Origin of the sequence: Pseudomonas sp. PSPC3-2, from assembly GCF_049897085.1 — a bacterium.
GTDB lineage: Bacteria > Pseudomonadota > Gammaproteobacteria > Pseudomonadales > Pseudomonadaceae > Aquipseudomonas > Aquipseudomonas paraveronii.
In genome coordinates this window covers 21,902-35,961 of sequence record NZ_JAFCVO010000006.1, presented here as the reverse complement: position 1 = coordinate 35,961, position 14,060 = coordinate 21,902, and the positions used below count along the sequence as shown (strand labels likewise).

Below are 14,060 nucleotides of genomic sequence, written 5' to 3'. Positions count from 1 at the left end.
CTTTCAAAATCTTCATTCGCCACATCTGCTTACAGCTTCTACCCTGAGTGCATCACCCTCAGGACTTAAAGCTCTCATGTACAAAGACCTGAAGTTCCCCATCCTTATCGTGCATCGCGACATCAAGGCCGACACCGTTGCCGGCGACCGGGTCCGAGGTATCGCTCAAGAGCTGGAACAAGAGGGCTTCGGTATCTTTTCTGCGGTGGACTACGCCGAAGGCCGGCTGGTGGCCTCGACCCACCATGGCCTGGCGTGCATGTTGATCGCCGCCGAAGGCGCCGGGGAAAACACGCATCTGCTGCAAAACATGGTCGAACTGATCCGACTGGCGCGTCTGAGGGCGCCGAACCTGCCGATTTTCGCCTTGGGTGAACAAGTCACCCTGGAAAACGCCCCCGCCGATGCGATGAGCGAACTCAACCAACTGCGCGGCATTCTTTACCTGTTCGAAGACACTGTGCCGTTTCTTGCCAGGCAAGTTGCCCGCGCCGCACGCACTTACCTTGATGGCTTGTTGCCGCCCTTCTTCAAAGCCCTGGTGCAACACACCGCCGACTCCAATTACTCCTGGCACACGCCCGGCCACGGTGGTGGCGTGGCCTATCGCAAAAGCCCGGTGGGGCAGGCGTTTCATCAGTTTTTTGGGGAAAATACGCTGCGCTCTGACCTGTCCGTTTCTGTGCCGGAGTTGGGCTCGCTGCTCGATCACACCGGGCCGCTGGCCGAAGCAGAAGCGCGCGCCGCGCGGAATTTTGGCGCCGATCACACCTTCTTTGTAATCAATGGCACCTCGACCGCCAACAAGATCGTCTGGCACTCAATGGTCGGTCGTGATGACTTGGTGCTGGTCGACCGCAACTGCCACAAGTCGGTGCTGCACTCGATCATCATGACCGGCGCGATCCCGCTGTACCTGTGCCCGGAGCGCAATGAACTGGGCATCATCGGCCCGATTCCCCTCAGCGAATTCAGCCCCGCGTCGATTCGCGCCAAGATTGAGGCCAGCCCGCTGGCCAGTGGCCGGCCGGCGAAAGTGAAGCTGGCGGTGGTCACCAACTCCACCTACGACGGCCTGTGTTACAACGCCGAGCTGATCAAGCAGCAATTGGGCAACAGTGTCGAGGTGCTGCACTTTGACGAAGCCTGGTACGCCTACGCGGCGTTCCACGAGTTCTTCGCCGGGCGCTATGGCATGGGCACTTCACGCACGCCGGACAGCCCGTTGGTGTTTACCACGCATTCCACGCACAAGTTGCTGGCGGCGTTCAGCCAGGCCTCGATGATTCATGTGCAGGACGGCGGCGCGCGGCAGTTGGATCGCGATCGGTTCAACGAAGCGTTCATGATGCATATCTCCACCTCGCCGCAATACAGCATCATCGCCTCGCTGGACGTGGCTTCGGCGATGATGGAAGGCCCAGCGGGGCGCTCTCTTTTGCAGGAAATGTTCGACGAAGCCTTGAGCTTTCGCCGCGCCCTGGCCAACCTGCGCCAGCACATCGCCGCCGAGGATTGGTGGTTTTCCATCTGGCAGCCGCCGTCCGTGGCCGGCATCGACCGGGTCGTCACGGCGGATTGGCTGTTGCAGCCGCAGGATGACTGGCATGGCTTTGGTGACATAGTCGAAGATTACGTGCTACTGGACCCGATCAAAGTCACGTTGGTGATGCCCGGCCTCAATGCCGGCGGCGCGTTGAGCGACTGCGGGATTCCTGCTGCGGTGGTCAGCAAATTCCTCTGGGAGCGTGGTCTGGTGGTGGAAAAAACCGGGCTTTATTCGTTCCTCGTGTTGTTTTCCATGGGTATCACCAAGGGCAAATGGAGTACCTTGCTCACCGAGTTGCTGGAATTCAAGCGCAACTACGACGCCAACGTCAGCCTCGCCAGTTGCTTGCCCTCGGTATTCGCCCAGGGCCCGGCGCGCTATCAAGGGCTGGGGCTGCGCGACCTGTGCGATCAATTGCATAGCTGCTACGGTAGCAACGCCACCGCCAAACACCTCAAACGCATGTACACCGTTTTGCCCGAAATTGCGATGAAACCGGCCGACGCCTATGACCAATTGGTCAGGGGGGAAGTGGAGGCGGTGCCCATCGATGCCTTGCCAGGGCGCATCGCCGCCGTGATGCTGGTGCCTTATCCGCCGGGCATTCCGTTGATCATGCCCGGCGAGCGCTTTACCGAGGCAACGCGTTCGATCATCGACTACCTGGCGTTTGCCCGCACGTTCGATAGCAGTTTCCCCGGTTTTGTCGCGGATGTTCATGGGTTGCAACACGAAGATGACGGCAGTGGTCGTTGTTACACCGTCGATTGCATTAAGGGTTAAGGATGTTTATGCAAGCTGTAATGAACCCGAAGTATCCAGGGCTCAGTGTGCGGGTCGCCGACGAGGGCTTTGACGCTTACGTGTGGGGCAATGATTTCAGTTTTGAGGTCAGCGCCTATGGCGTGCCGGAGATGGGCAAGCGGGTCGAACAGTGGCCCGTGGAGCGCATCCTGCCCTATCGTAAGTGCTACGGCATCGACCCGGAGGAGTTCGCCAGTTTTCGCGACGCGCCCGACAGCGCGATCTTCATGGCCTTTCTAGACGATCGAGCGGTCGGGCATGTTGTGGTGAGTACCAATTGGAACGGCTTCGCGCACGTTGACGAGCTGGCCGTGGCGTTGCCCGCGCGGCGTCATGGCGTGGCCAAGGCGCTGCTGGACGTGGCGCAGTTCTGGAGTCGCAAGAAAAACCTGCCGGGCATGATGCTGGAAACCCAGAACAACAACCTCGGCGCCTGCCGTCTGTATGAGCGTTGCGGGTATGTGATGGGCGGGATCGATCACCTGCGCTATCGCGGGATCGACCCGCAAACCCGCGAGGTGGCGATTTTCTGGTATCGCTTGTTCAAGACGGAAGTCGAAGCGGTCTGACGCGTTCAGCTCGCCAGCAGGCCTTCAGCTTTCTGCGTGACAATCTCCAGCAGCGCATTCAATGCCGGTGACGTCACGCCGTCCCTGAGGGTCAGCGCATACAGGCTGACCATGATCGGCGGCGATACCGGGCACGCGTCGAGCCCGGCCTCGCGGGCGCCGAACGCGGTGAACGGGTCGACAATCGCCAAACCTTCACCGGCCTCCACCATGCTGCGCATCATCTGGTAGGTCTGCACCCGCGTCTGCACCACCGGCAACGGGCGCAGGGCTTGCAGCTTGGCGTCGAGCAGGCGACTGAGCGGGTCTTGGCCCTCCAGCCCGATCATCGACTGCCCGGCCAGGTCCTGCAGGGCGATGTACTTCTGCTTGGGTTTGAGCCAGCCATGGGGCGCGAGCAATTGCAGTTTGCCCTGGGCCAATATGCTGCTTTGGATTTGCGGATGTTCGGGGTCGTGCAGGCTCAGGCCCACGTCGGCCTCGTGCAGCAACAGGCTCCTGACGATCTCGCGGGTCGGCTGGCTCGACAGGTTGCACGGCGTGTCCTGGAAGCGTCGGCGCAGCACGGCGATGCTGTGTGGCAGCAGTTGATTGGCCAGGGGCGGCGTACACAGGGCACGCAGGGTCGGCGCGTGATGGTGTTTCAGGCGGCTGGCCAAGCGTTGCACCGGCTCCAGCGCTTCATACACATGCGCGATTTGCGCCTGCAACTCCAGGGTTTCCCGGGTCGGTTGCAAGCGTCCGCGCACGCTGGCGAACAACATAAAACCCAATTGCTGCTCGGCGTCCTTGAGCGCCGCGTCCACATCGCCCACGGGGAGTTGCAACCATTCGGCGGCCGTGCCGAGGTGTCCGGTCTGCAAGATGGCCTGAATCACTTCGATATGACGTAAACGCATGGCCGGAGTCTAGGGTCAGCAGGGCCGGGATTCAATGGCTTGGGGAAAAACAACGGGAGCGTTGATTTGCGTCGACGAACGTTGGTCTTGCGCAACTGCAACAAGCAGGGCATATAACGAGCGTATCAACCGAGGAACAAGGGGGGCTCAGAATGCCTGTACCAATCGCAGTCGGTCACATGCGTACCCAAGGCGGCTTTACGCGGTGGGCAGTGCTGGTGGTGCTTGTCATCATCGGCTTGTTGGCCCTGGCGGTGGGGCCGCGGCTGTTTGGTGAGATGGCCCTGACAGAAATAGCCACGGCCAAGGCCCAGGTCGCCTTGCTGGGCAAGGCCGTCGAACAGTTCCATCAAGACACTGGCCGTTATCCGACCGATCAGGAAGGCCTGGGTGCATTGATCACGCCGCCTGCCGCCGACGCGAAATGGAAAGGTCCCTACATCAACGAGGAGCTGCTGACCGATCCCTGGGGAGTTGCCTATCAGTATCAGTATCCGCCGAGCCAACCCCAGCTCCCGTTCGACCTGTTCTCATTCGGCAAGGACCGGACGTTGGGCGGTGTCGGGGATAACAAGGATATTGCCTACGGAGACAATTGATTCATCTGGCATTACCCATCGACCTGATTAGAATGGCTCGTCTGATCATCAATGACCAATGCCGGTTACCCGGCACTTACAACAAAAACAGGTCTGGTCTCAAATGCCGATGCCCGCGAAACTTTTCGGGGTAACGGCCAGGCAACTGCTGGTCCTGGTGACCGTGGGGTGCGTGGCCGCTTATCTCTTGAGCAATCCTGACGACACTACGCCCGAAAACCTCGCGCTCGATGCGTTCATCCGTTCCCAGGAACAGGTGGGCGCGCAGGTGGGTACGGTGCTGGGCATCACGCTGGTCAGGCAGGTGGTGGCGTATCCCGCGTATGGTACGCAGGGCTACAAGCGCTTGATGTATGCCGTAGAGGGCGAGAAGGGGCGACTGATGGTCACGCTCAAACAGATTGAAGGGGACCCTGGCATTGAAGTGACGGAGGTTCGCCGTCCGTGATCGCCCGGCCCAGTCAATGCCGTCAATGGCCAGGACTGAGCTGGTACGCTCGGGGGGATCAAGCTTATTGCGCGCGGATGGTTTCCGATTCGCGGACGATAATGGTCCCCGACTGAATCAATCTGAATTCATCGCCGTCCAGTTTTTCTACACGGTCGCCAATGGCCAGCTTGTAGGTTGTGGTGGGCGCCGAGCCAGCCAGGCCGTCTAACGGCGGGATGGATTCCTGGAACTCATGCACCGAATAAACGCGACCTTCCGCGTCTCTGGCATGGAACTGTCCGACAAGTACTGCTGCCATCTGTTTAGAACCTCTGGAGATAAACACTCGATTTGCGGTTCTGTAGACCGTCATGGAGCGGGGTAGTTTACCTATGGAAAAAAAATACTATTCGCTGAGGTTTTCAGACGCTTCCTACGCGGGTGATTGCGAGGCAGACGCCGGTGGGGATAGCAAAACCTTCTGGTGAACGCGCCGCGAAGTCTCTATAACTACACACTCCTTTAGTCAAACGTCGGGAAACCTCAATGAGCAAGGTCTACACGATTGCCGTCCTGGTTGGCAGCTTGAGAAAAGAGTCGATCAACCGCAAGGTCGCCCTGGCATTGGCCGAACTGGCCCCCGCCAACCTCACATTGAACATTGTCGAAATTGGCGATTTGCCGCTCTACAACGAGGACATCGACGGGGTATCACCGCCCGCAGCCTACAGTACTTTCCGTCAACAAGTGCGTTCATCCGACGCAGTGTTGTTTGTGACCCCCGAATACAACCGCTCCGTGCCCGCTCCGCTGAAGAACGCCATCGATGTGGGCTCGCGCCCTTACGGGCAAAGCGCCTGGAGTGGCAAGCCGGGGGCGATCATCAGTGTCTCGCCGGGGGCGATTGGCGGCTTTGGCGCCAACCACCATCTGCGCCAGTCCCTGGTGTTCCTCGATGTGCCGTGCATGCAGCAGCCTGAAGCCTATCTGGGGGGCGCGGGCAATGTGTTTGATGAGGCCGGCAAACTGTCGGAGAAAACCAAGCCGTTTCTACAGGCGTTTATCGATGCCTACGGCAAGTGGGTAGAAAAACAGCACGGCTGATAAACGCTGGCAGCCCGCGATAGCGCCGTATCAGTGGAAGCTGTATTCACTGAATCACCGCAATCGCGGGCAAGCCCGTTGCCCTATGTTCAAATCAGCGCAACCAGTTGGTACGCGCCAACTCGATCACTTCATCCCCGCGCCCGCTCATCACCGCCTTGAGCATGTACAGGCTGAAACCCTTGGCCTGCTCCAGCTTGATGCTGGGTGGCATCACCAGTTCCTGGGTCGCCGTCACCACGTCTACCAGCACCGGGCCGTCATGGGCCAGGGCGCGGCGCAGGGCCGGTTCGAGGTATTCGGATTGCTCCACGCGAATCCCCAGGATGCCCATGGCATTGGACATGGCCGCGAAATCCGGGTTTTTTAGCTCGGTGCCGGTGTCAAGGTAGCCGGCAGCTTTCATTTCCATGGCGACAAAGCCAAGTGACGCGTTATCGAACACGATGACTTTCACCGGCAGTTTCAACTGCGCCAGCGAGATGAAATCCCCCATCAACATGGTAAAACCGCCGTCGCCGGACATCGATATGACCTGCCGCCCAGGGAAGGCCGCCTGCGCGCCGATGGCCTGGGGCATGGCGTTGGCCATCGAGCCGTGGTTGAACGAGCCGATCAGGCGCCGCTTCCCATTCATCTTCAGGTAGCGCGCCGCCCACACGGTGGGCGAGCCCACGTCGGCGGTGAAGATCGCATCGTCGTCGGCCAGTTCGCTGAGCAGGCGCGCCACGTATTGCGGGTGAATCGGCCGGTTGGCCTTTGACGGTTGTGCCAGGTCGTCGAGGCCCTGGCGGGCTTTCTCGTAGTGCTTCAAGGAGGTTTCGAGGAAGCTGCGGTCGGTCTTGCGGGTCAGGTGCGGCAACAATGCGTCGAGGGTCTCGCTCACGTCAGCGGCGATGCCCAGGTCCAGCGTGGCGCGCCGGCCCAGCGCCTGCGGGTTGCGATCGACCTGGATGATCTTCGCTTCGGTGGGGTAGAACTGGCGATAAGGGAAGTCAGTGCCGAGCATGATCAACGTGTCGCAATTGAGCATGGCGTGGTAACCGGAGCTGAAACCGATCAGACCGGTCATGCCCACGTCGAACGGGTTGTCCCATTCCACATGTTCCTTGCCGCGCAACGCGTGTACCACCGGCGCACCCAAGGCATCCGCCAGGGCCACCACTTGGGCGTGGGCGCCGGCGCAACCGCTGCCGCACAACAGGGTGGTTTTCTGGCTGCTGCTAAGGATTTCGCGCAGGCGTTGCAGGTCCTGTTCTGCCGGCAGGGTGCGCGGCGCATGCAGGGGCGGCCAGGGTTTTAGCGTGTCTTCCACTTCCAGCAGCGACACATCCCCGGGGATCACCACTACCGCCACGCCGCGGTTGAGGATCGCCGAGCGCATGGCCCGATGCAACACTTGGGGCATCTGCTCGGGGTTGGTCACCAGTTCGATAAAGTGGCTGCACTCCGTGAACAGTTCCTGGGGATGGGTTTCCTGGAAGTAGTTCAGGCCGATTTCCGAAGACGGGATTTGTGCGGCGATGGCCAGCACCGGCACGTGGTTGCGATGGCAATCGAACAGGCCGTTGATCAAGTGCAGGTTGCCCGGCCCGCAGCTGCCGGCGCACACCGTCAACTCGCCGGTGGCGGCAGCTTCGGCACCGGCGGCGAAGGCGGCGACTTCTTCGTGGCGCACATGCATCCACTCGATGCTGTCCATGGTGCGCAGGGCGTCGGTGAGGCCGTTGAGGCTGTCGCCGGTCAGGCCCCAGATGCGCTTGATGCCCGCCTGTTCAAGGGTGGTCGCCAATTGCTGGGCCAAGTTGATTTTCGCCATGAAGAACTCCAATCGTCAGTGAGGTTAAAAGCTGCTGATCAGTAGAGGACAGTTCGATCACGACGAATGCTCCGTGCTTAATGTGAAGATCGCGTCATGGTCGTGCGGTATTGGCGAGTGCGCCGGGCGATAAACCATTGGTCGCGGAGCAGCGCCATGCAGGGCGCGACGTTGGGGTTGGGGCGCTGGCCGCGGCTCAGGCGGCGCATCTGGTCACGCACCACGGCCAGGGTGGCGAGGGCGGCGAGAGGCTTGCGCTGCCAACTGATCGGTTTCAGTTGCGGGTTGAGGTCGCGCCCTTCGCGCCAGTGTTTGATCAGTTGCGGTTCCAGGGTCAGGGCGGTGGCAATGCCGGCCATGGCGATCCCGCTGTCCAGGACTTGCTGCACCACCGGCAGGCGACGAATGCCACCGGTCACCATCACGGGCATTTTGGCGATGGTCGCCAGTTCGCGGGCCATTTCCAGGAAATACGCTTCGCGTGCCAGGGTCCGCCCGTCCCGGGCTTCGCCTTGCATGGCCGGTGCTTCGTAGCTACCGCCGGACAGCTCCAGCAGGTCGATGGGGAGCGGATTCAACAACTCGACCACGGCGCGCGCATCGTCTGCGTCGAAGCCGCCGCGCTGGAAGTCTGCCGAGTTGAGTTTCACCCCCACGCAAAATGAGGGGCTGACACTGGCGCGAACGGCCTTGATCACTTCAAGCAGCAAGCGCGCGCGGTTTTGCAGGGCGCCGCCCCAGTGATCGGTGCGTCGGTTGCTCAAGGGCGAGAGAAATTGACTTAGCAAGTAGCCATGCGCGCCGTGGATCTGCACGCCGCTAAACCCCGCTTTCTCGGCCAGGCGCGCGCTGGTGGCAAAGCGCGTGATCACGTTCTGGATCTGGTCTTCGGACATGGCCTTGGGCTTGGCGAACATTTTCGAAAAGCCACCCAGGTCGAGGGCTACGGCGGAAGGCGCCAAGGCTTGCTGGCGCAGGTTGGCCGGCGTCTGGCGCCCCGGATGATTGAGCTGGACCCAGAAGTGCACGCCCTTGTTTCGTCCGATGGCCGCCCATTCGCGAAAGCTGTCGAGCTGCTGCTCGTCTTCAAGGGCCACGCCGCCGGGGCCGGTCATTGCGCGGCGGTCGATCATCACGTTGCCCGTCAGCAGTAAGCCGGGCTCGCCATCCGCCCAGGCCTGGTACAGCTGCTTCAATTCACGGGACGGCGCTTGTTGGGCGTCCGCCATATTTTCCTCCATCGCGGCCTTGGCGATACGGTTGGCAAGGACTTGGCCGTTGGGCAGTTGCAAGGGTTCGAAAGGTGACATGGTTGACTCCTGAGCGGGTGAGGCCTCAGGCTAAGATTAAAGTTAACTTTAATGTCAAGCAGGCGTGACGATGAATATTGGCGAACTGGCAAAACAGAGCGGGCTGGCCGCGTCGCGTATTCGCTTTTATGAAGCCGAAGGGTTGATCAGCCAGGTGGGGAGGCAGGCCAACGGCTATCGGCGTTATGCACCCGAAGCGCTGCAAACCCTGCAACTGATCCAGAGCGCGCAACAGGCCGGGTTTACCTTGCAGGAACTCAAGGCATTGATGCCGGCCCCGGGGGAGCACAAGCGCGAGGAACTGATTGAGGCGTTGGAGCGTAAGGTGCAGCAGATCGAAGGGATGCAGGCGCAACTGGCGCACAGCAAGGCGCAGTTGCTGGGCGTGATCGAGGCGGTGCGGGCGCAGCCGGAAGGTGTGCCGTGTTCCATGGGGCAGAAGCAGGTGCTGGCGTCGATCAAAATCGATGTATAAAAACCAGGCGCCGGATAGATTTAGGCAAGCCAACTAACCATCACTGATCAGCATTGCAAAAAAGGGGGTGACCATAGATTTTCGACTTTTGCGTCGGGTCGCATCATGAGGTGCTGGCTCCGGAAAGGAATCGGGAGGACAGCATCGAAGATCAGGTGACGGCTTTGAATGTGGGGTTTATGGAGCGCTTACAGACCAATAGCGCCTGTCGTTTGATCAATCAGCATCTGCTGGAACACCCTCAACTGCTCTGGCCAATGTTGGTACGGACGGAAGGCTGGCTGTGTAGCCGAGAACAGTTGCGGGCGGAATTGGGTGGGAAGCGAGAAGGTGCAGGTCGATTATCAAAACCGTCAGTTGAAGTTGGAACTGAGGTTTGTAGGGTAATCGACCAGAATGATTTATTTTTTTTCGCGTCTTAAACGACACTATCCGTGTTCGAACAAGCTGCCCGTCTTGCGCAACATGGCTGTAGTTCGTTCCATGCGTCGGGCAAAGTCATCCAGTTCAATCTGATGCTTCTGCTCCGACGCGATCTGACCCACATGGCTGCTTGGTTGCAGGAGTTGTTCCGCGCCAGGCAAGAACGGTACCACTAGGCCAGTGGCCTTATCGATCACCTGGTAGCCGATGGTCGCCGCCCCAATGCCCGCCGCCAGTCCGCCAACACCACCTAATACACCACGGCGCTTGATGCCATACACCGTAGCCCCGGCAATCATCGCCACGCCCAATATGCGACCGGCCACTACGACTGGGGACAGATCACGGCTATTGTCATTGCCGAAATAGGTCATGCGGTAAAAGAAATAACCGGCCCACAACTCCCTCGACTTCAACTTGTCGTGCATGAACCAGGCCCGCGAGTCGTGTATCTGGTCATCGAACAACGCCACCAGTAGGGCCATCTCAGGGTCTGCACTGGACGTGCCTTGAGCATCACGGAACAGTTGCTTACTGCGCAGATCACCTGCCGTCTTGAGGGCGTCATGGTCCTTGGACTCGTCATTCTCGTTAAGTAAATAGATCGCATCGCGTAACACCACGTCGGTCACCGTGCCTTGCCAACTGGATTGCTCACGCTTCTGGCCGGTGTAGTCAGACTTGAATTCCTCGGCAGCTTGGCTGAGTTGGGTCTGATCAATCTGCGGCTCATAGATCCGTGGGCCGGGATACTGAGGGTTATCCCGCCGCATTTTCACGGCATCAGCCTCGTCTTTTTTATACTGTTCGCGTTCAGTAGTTTCCTGATAGGGCGTCGCCTCTTTGGCTTGGGTGAAAAAAGGCTGGCGCTTATAGCTGTCGTTATTACCTTGAGGATCATTGACGTAACGACCAATACGCCAACCGGTGATCCAGCCCAGTTGATCGGCCAGGGTGTCTTCTACGGTGGTGTTCAGACGCAGCGGCTTATAGGCCGAGTCCTCGACGGATTCGTCAGCCGCAATACCTGGTAGGGTTTTGAGGCGCCAGGCGTTGAAGCGCTCAATCAGTTGCTGACTGACCACAAACTCTGAGGAAGTCCCAGGCCCCATTTTTCGCCACAACCTCTCCGAGCTATTATTAAACGTGTCCGGCAGTACCTCTTCCGGTACTTGCAGAGGGGCACCCGCTGCAAAAGCAGCGGCATATAAGTCGTGCAAGACAATCTGCGACACCAGCTCATGGGTACCTTCACGAGCTTTGCCCTGGTCATTTTTCGGGTAGCCGCCGCCCACATCCGAGTGCACACCGGGGTACACCACTTCGTAGGTATTGGCCGGATACTGGCCGTTTTCGTTACGAATCGAGTCCAACGGAAAGCATGAGCGTTGCTCGAAGCCCGCGACAAAATGCCGACAACACTTGACCAGTTCCGGGAACCGCTGCGCATCCGGTAGCAACTGGGTGTTATCGGCCCAGTCCATATGCCCAGCAAAGAATGGGGCTACATGGGCAATACCCACCGAGGCCACCGTGTCCAGCACGCCAAGAAACTCGACGCTGACAGGTAAGCCCAACAGTTGCTGTTTTGGCAGTTCGTCCCCTTCTGGGGTGTCGAACAACTGACTCAACCAGGTAACAAAAGTGCGAGCCTCTGCCGCTCCCCGAGAGAAACCGTACACGTACAGTTTGACCGCCAGCACTTTAGGTTGGGCCTCGTCCTTGCGAGCTTGTAAAGGGGCCAGCAGCTCTTTCATGATTCGGCGGCGATTGCCTTCACCCAGGGCACTCATCAGCGGTGCCTTCCAGGTGCTCATGGCCTCGACCTTGGTCTTGGCGACAATGTCATCAATTCCGGTTTTATTGTTCAGAGCATAAGATAACGCGCTGGCCACCTGTACCAAGGCCCAGTTGATCCGGTCTTCCCCCCCAGTGGCATATTGCAGCCCGCTATCGCTGTAATCCAGTTCGCCAACTTCGGGGAATGGCGTGCCGACACCGGGCATGTAATACGAAAAATAACCCTGCCCCATCGCGTCTTTACCTCGTAGTGAGGCATGAAACAGCTTGGCGATATTAGTGGGATGACCATCCTGGGTGTCGCTCTTTTCGTTATTGTTGGTGCCATCGAAAAACAGACTGATATGCAGGCTATGACAACACGTAAAACGCTGTGTGCGACGCCCTTGAACGTCACGTTTTTGTTGAAACCGATTTTGCTCAGTAATTTGCTTATTGTAGTTATCTGTCACATCCGAAGTTTTCGTCGGAAAACGCCCCGCAGCAGGAAAAACTGGCGGCCCCCAAGCTTTGTCTTTTGAATTATTGTTCACTTCGGACATACGGCTGGCTCCTTCATTTGAGAGGGTTCTTTAATCGGGTAATACTCTGAGTTAAATGCCCAGCATGAGCTCGTAACCTTGATCTGGTTACAAACCAAAAAGTGCACCTTCAGGCCGCATCGCTCCGTTCCAGGCCACTCTGGAATATCCACGTTGGTGCTGTGGCGCTGATAGTTGGCTGCATGTTTGGCATAAACCTCTCTGAACTCATCTGATGTTACAGAGGGCATTTTTGCAGACGGCTCGGGATCGACCTCCCATTCAATCTGGGCCTTTAAGCCAGGACGCCATTTGACGGGCATGATGATGCAACACGAGTTTCCACCACCACCGTCCGCTCGGTAACCATTGACCGACATCCAGTTAATACCGTGCATGGTATGGTTGATGGCTTGCAGGTTTCCCCCAGCCATTTCATTGTTCGCTGAAGAACACCCAGATAACGCGAATCCCAACAAGTAAAACGAGACTTTTTGTATTATTTTTTTTATTGTCGATTGCATTGCTAGTAACTTCCCTGCTGATTGCCTTGAACGCGTAAATCATTAAAGCCACTTGTGCAAAGTGGCTATCCAGGCAACTTGGTTCCGCTTAAGTTCTGTTTCACATACTCGGTCAAATCGCCGAAATAATTTTCCTGACCCGCTTGCACAATAAGTGAGTGAATCAACGCGAAACGCCGCTCTCGGCTCTCATCCAGGAAATCAAAGTTTTTGCCATTTAACAGTTGCTGTGCATCGCTGATACAACCAAGCAGGTCAAATTGTTGATCGTTAATTTCCACGAAGGGAGTGACTTGGATATTGCTCTGATGGGTAAGCCTCGTGCCTTGTAACCACTGCGGCTGGTTATCCCGATCAAGCCAGCCCCAATAAGCAACGGCTTGCAGAAACTCGGCGCGCTGCTGATCGGTGAGGATCGAGGACATCAGCAGGGGAAAGATGCGTGAGTCGTAATACCGTAACAAACCGGTTTGTCCACCCCAAGCCAATTGCGAAAACCCTTGCAGGGTTTTACTCAAAACTTCGAAGGGCAATGACGAGATCACCACCATTAGGCGACCATCGGTGGCATGCTCCACCAACTGGTCCAGCCAGGCCTTATGTTGCCACTGCGTCAAGTCTAGACGCATCAACAGAGGGGCCTGATCCAACAGGTTTTGCTCTGGCGTGCCGGTGAACAACGAGAACCAGGGGACTTCTGGCGTTAGCATCTCCAAGGCAGGCACAGCACGGTGGCCCCATCCTGCTTGGTCGAGCAGTAGGTCAATCTGGCTTATGCCAATGTGGGCGCAAACATGTTCGATCTGTTCTTGCCATTGATTGGGCATCGTCATATCCATATTCCCTCGATTAATTATCGCGGATCAGTCCAGTCGAGGTTCTCGCGTCGGCGGGCAGACGCTCAAACGATGCGCCAAAGGCTGCACACATAAAAATCGAGAGTAAATAGGACATTTCCCAAAGATGGGAGCCTAGTCATGCAAAATATTTCATGGCGATCACACTGGAAACTACTCCCTGACGCAATTGCCACAAAGCAGCACTGATGTACTTAGCGTGTCAGAAAGTCGATGAATGCGAGTCGCATATTTTTCAAGCGCGAACCGTTACAAGTAGGCAGAATTTTGGCGGTTCATAACCACCAGTGCGGTGGTTCACTATCACTGGAATAAGTGGCTCACAACCACTGGAATACACAGTCAGTATCTTCGCCAGGCCGGCGTGCCGTTCACAT

The 14,060-nt window shown here is 58.1% G+C and carries 13 protein-coding genes; 6 read left to right on the top strand and 7 right to left on the bottom strand.

The genetic code is table 11. The features are described 5' to 3' along the window. Positions 1 to 76 precede the first annotated feature (76 nt). Both ACP7CJ_RS11770 and ACP7CJ_RS11765 read left to right on the top strand, forming a co-directional pair. Complete coding sequence (locus ACP7CJ_RS11770; RefSeq protein ID WP_426101532.1) at positions 77 to 2,332, top strand: Orn/Lys/Arg decarboxylase N-terminal domain-containing protein; 2,256 nt, start codon at positions 77 to 79, stop codon at positions 2,330 to 2,332. Between the two features lie 20 nt (positions 2,333 to 2,352). Continuing rightward, complete coding sequence (locus ACP7CJ_RS11765) at positions 2,353 to 2,922, top strand: GNAT family N-acetyltransferase (RefSeq protein ID WP_276197948.1); 570 nt, start codon at positions 2,353 to 2,355, stop codon at positions 2,920 to 2,922. A 5-nt stretch (positions 2,923 to 2,927) separates the two neighbouring features. Here ACP7CJ_RS11765 and ACP7CJ_RS11760 read toward each other — a convergent pair whose 3' ends face one another. Continuing rightward, on the bottom strand, positions 2,928 to 3,821 hold the full coding sequence (locus ACP7CJ_RS11760; protein WP_276193337.1) for a LysR substrate-binding domain-containing protein: 894 nt from the start codon (positions 3,819 to 3,821) through the stop codon (positions 2,928 to 2,930). Positions 3,822 to 3,973: 152 nt separating this feature from the next. On the opposite strand from ACP7CJ_RS11760, the gene gspG reads away from it, so the two are divergent. After that, positions 3,974 to 4,420 (top strand): type II secretion system major pseudopilin GspG, encoded by a 447-nt coding sequence (gene gspG, locus ACP7CJ_RS11755; protein WP_276193336.1) that lies wholly within the window; start codon positions 3,974 to 3,976, stop codon positions 4,418 to 4,420. 103 nt (positions 4,421 to 4,523) lie between these two features. Next, complete coding sequence (locus ACP7CJ_RS11750) at positions 4,524 to 4,868, top strand: hypothetical protein (protein WP_276193335.1); 345 nt, start codon at positions 4,524 to 4,526, stop codon at positions 4,866 to 4,868. 64 nt (positions 4,869 to 4,932) lie between these two features. Here the strand turns inward: ACP7CJ_RS11750 and ACP7CJ_RS11745 are convergent, their stop codons facing one another. Next, positions 4,933 to 5,169, bottom strand: a complete 237-nt coding sequence (locus ACP7CJ_RS11745; RefSeq protein WP_247399382.1) for a hypothetical protein — start codon at positions 5,167 to 5,169, stop codon at positions 4,933 to 4,935. A 227-nt stretch (positions 5,170 to 5,396) separates the two neighbouring features. Between ACP7CJ_RS11745 and ACP7CJ_RS11740 the strand changes: the two genes are divergently transcribed. Then, on the top strand, positions 5,397 to 5,954 hold the full coding sequence (locus ACP7CJ_RS11740) for an NADPH-dependent FMN reductase (protein WP_426101534.1): 558 nt from the start codon (positions 5,397 to 5,399) through the stop codon (positions 5,952 to 5,954). 94 nt (positions 5,955 to 6,048) lie between these two features. Here ACP7CJ_RS11740 and poxB read toward each other — a convergent pair whose 3' ends face one another. Both poxB and ACP7CJ_RS11730 read right to left on the bottom strand, forming a co-directional pair. Continuing rightward, positions 6,049 to 7,773 (bottom strand): ubiquinone-dependent pyruvate dehydrogenase, encoded by a 1,725-nt coding sequence (poxB, locus tag ACP7CJ_RS11735; RefSeq protein ID WP_426101536.1) that lies wholly within the window; start codon positions 7,771 to 7,773, stop codon positions 6,049 to 6,051. A 77-nt stretch (positions 7,774 to 7,850) separates the two neighbouring features. Next, entirely contained in the window at positions 7,851 to 9,083 is a 1,233-nt protein-coding gene (locus tag ACP7CJ_RS11730) for an NADH:flavin oxidoreductase/NADH oxidase family protein (protein ID WP_426101538.1), read from the bottom strand. A 70-nt stretch (positions 9,084 to 9,153) separates the two neighbouring features. Here ACP7CJ_RS11730 and ACP7CJ_RS11725 point away from each other — a divergent pair, with 70 nt between their 5' ends. After that, positions 9,154 to 9,558: a MerR family transcriptional regulator gene (locus ACP7CJ_RS11725; RefSeq protein ID WP_276193331.1), complete on the top strand. Its 405-nt coding sequence runs from the start codon at positions 9,154 to 9,156 to the stop codon at positions 9,556 to 9,558. A 428-nt stretch (positions 9,559 to 9,986) separates the two neighbouring features. Here the strand turns inward: ACP7CJ_RS11725 and ACP7CJ_RS11720 are convergent, their stop codons facing one another. The 3 genes from ACP7CJ_RS11720 to ACP7CJ_RS11710 all read right to left on the bottom strand — a co-directional run bounded on the left by ACP7CJ_RS11720 (position 9,987) and on the right by ACP7CJ_RS11710 (position 13,659). After that, positions 9,987 to 12,323 (bottom strand): T6SS phospholipase effector Tle1-like catalytic domain-containing protein, encoded by a 2,337-nt coding sequence (locus tag ACP7CJ_RS11720; protein ID WP_426101540.1) that lies wholly within the window; start codon positions 12,321 to 12,323, stop codon positions 9,987 to 9,989. Then, complete coding sequence (locus tag ACP7CJ_RS11715) at positions 12,311 to 12,826, bottom strand: DUF3304 domain-containing protein (protein WP_276193329.1); 516 nt, start codon at positions 12,824 to 12,826, stop codon at positions 12,311 to 12,313. Before ACP7CJ_RS11715 ends, ACP7CJ_RS11720 begins: the two co-directional genes overlap by 13 nt. Positions 12,827 to 12,891: 65 nt before the next feature. Further along, a complete protein-coding gene (locus tag ACP7CJ_RS11710) occupies positions 12,892 to 13,659 on the bottom strand; it encodes a DUF4123 domain-containing protein (protein ID WP_276197947.1) in 768 nt (255 codons plus the stop codon). Positions 13,660 to 14,060: the final 401 nt, after the last annotated feature.

Excerpts from the sequence above, each read along its gene's own strand:
- ACP7CJ_RS11715 (WP_276193329.1), bottom strand. The coding sequence starts at position 12,826 with ATGCAATCGACAATAAAAAAAATAATACAAAAAGTCTCGTTTTACTTG.
- ACP7CJ_RS11740 (WP_426101534.1), top strand. The coding sequence starts at position 5,397 with ATGAGCAAGGTCTACACGATTGCCGTCCTGGTTGGCAGCTTGAGAAAA.
- ACP7CJ_RS11765 (WP_276197948.1), top strand. The coding sequence starts at position 2,353 with ATGAACCCGAAGTATCCAGGGCTCAGTGTGCGGGTCGCCGACGAGGGC.
- ACP7CJ_RS11730 (WP_426101538.1), bottom strand. The coding sequence starts at position 9,083 with ATGTCACCTTTCGAACCCTTGCAACTGCCCAACGGCCAAGTCCTTGCC.
- ACP7CJ_RS11710 (WP_276197947.1), bottom strand. The coding sequence starts at position 13,659 with ATGACGATGCCCAATCAATGGCAAGAACAGATCGAACATGTTTGCGCC.
- ACP7CJ_RS11750 (WP_276193335.1), top strand. The coding sequence starts at position 4,524 with ATGCCGATGCCCGCGAAACTTTTCGGGGTAACGGCCAGGCAACTGCTG.
- ACP7CJ_RS11760 (WP_276193337.1), bottom strand. The coding sequence starts at position 3,821 with ATGCGTTTACGTCATATCGAAGTGATTCAGGCCATCTTGCAGACCGGA.
- poxB (WP_426101536.1), bottom strand. The coding sequence starts at position 7,773 with ATGGCGAAAATCAACTTGGCCCAGCAATTGGCGACCACCCTTGAACAG.
- ACP7CJ_RS11770 (WP_426101532.1), top strand. The coding sequence starts at position 77 with ATGTACAAAGACCTGAAGTTCCCCATCCTTATCGTGCATCGCGACATC.
- ACP7CJ_RS11725 (WP_276193331.1), top strand. The coding sequence starts at position 9,154 with ATGAATATTGGCGAACTGGCAAAACAGAGCGGGCTGGCCGCGTCGCGT.
- gspG (WP_276193336.1), top strand. The coding sequence starts at position 3,974 with ATGCCTGTACCAATCGCAGTCGGTCACATGCGTACCCAAGGCGGCTTT.
- ACP7CJ_RS11720 (WP_426101540.1), bottom strand. The coding sequence starts at position 12,323 with ATGTCCGAAGTGAACAATAATTCAAAAGACAAAGCTTGGGGGCCGCCA.
- ACP7CJ_RS11745 (WP_247399382.1), bottom strand. The coding sequence starts at position 5,169 with ATGGCAGCAGTACTTGTCGGACAGTTCCATGCCAGAGACGCGGAAGGT.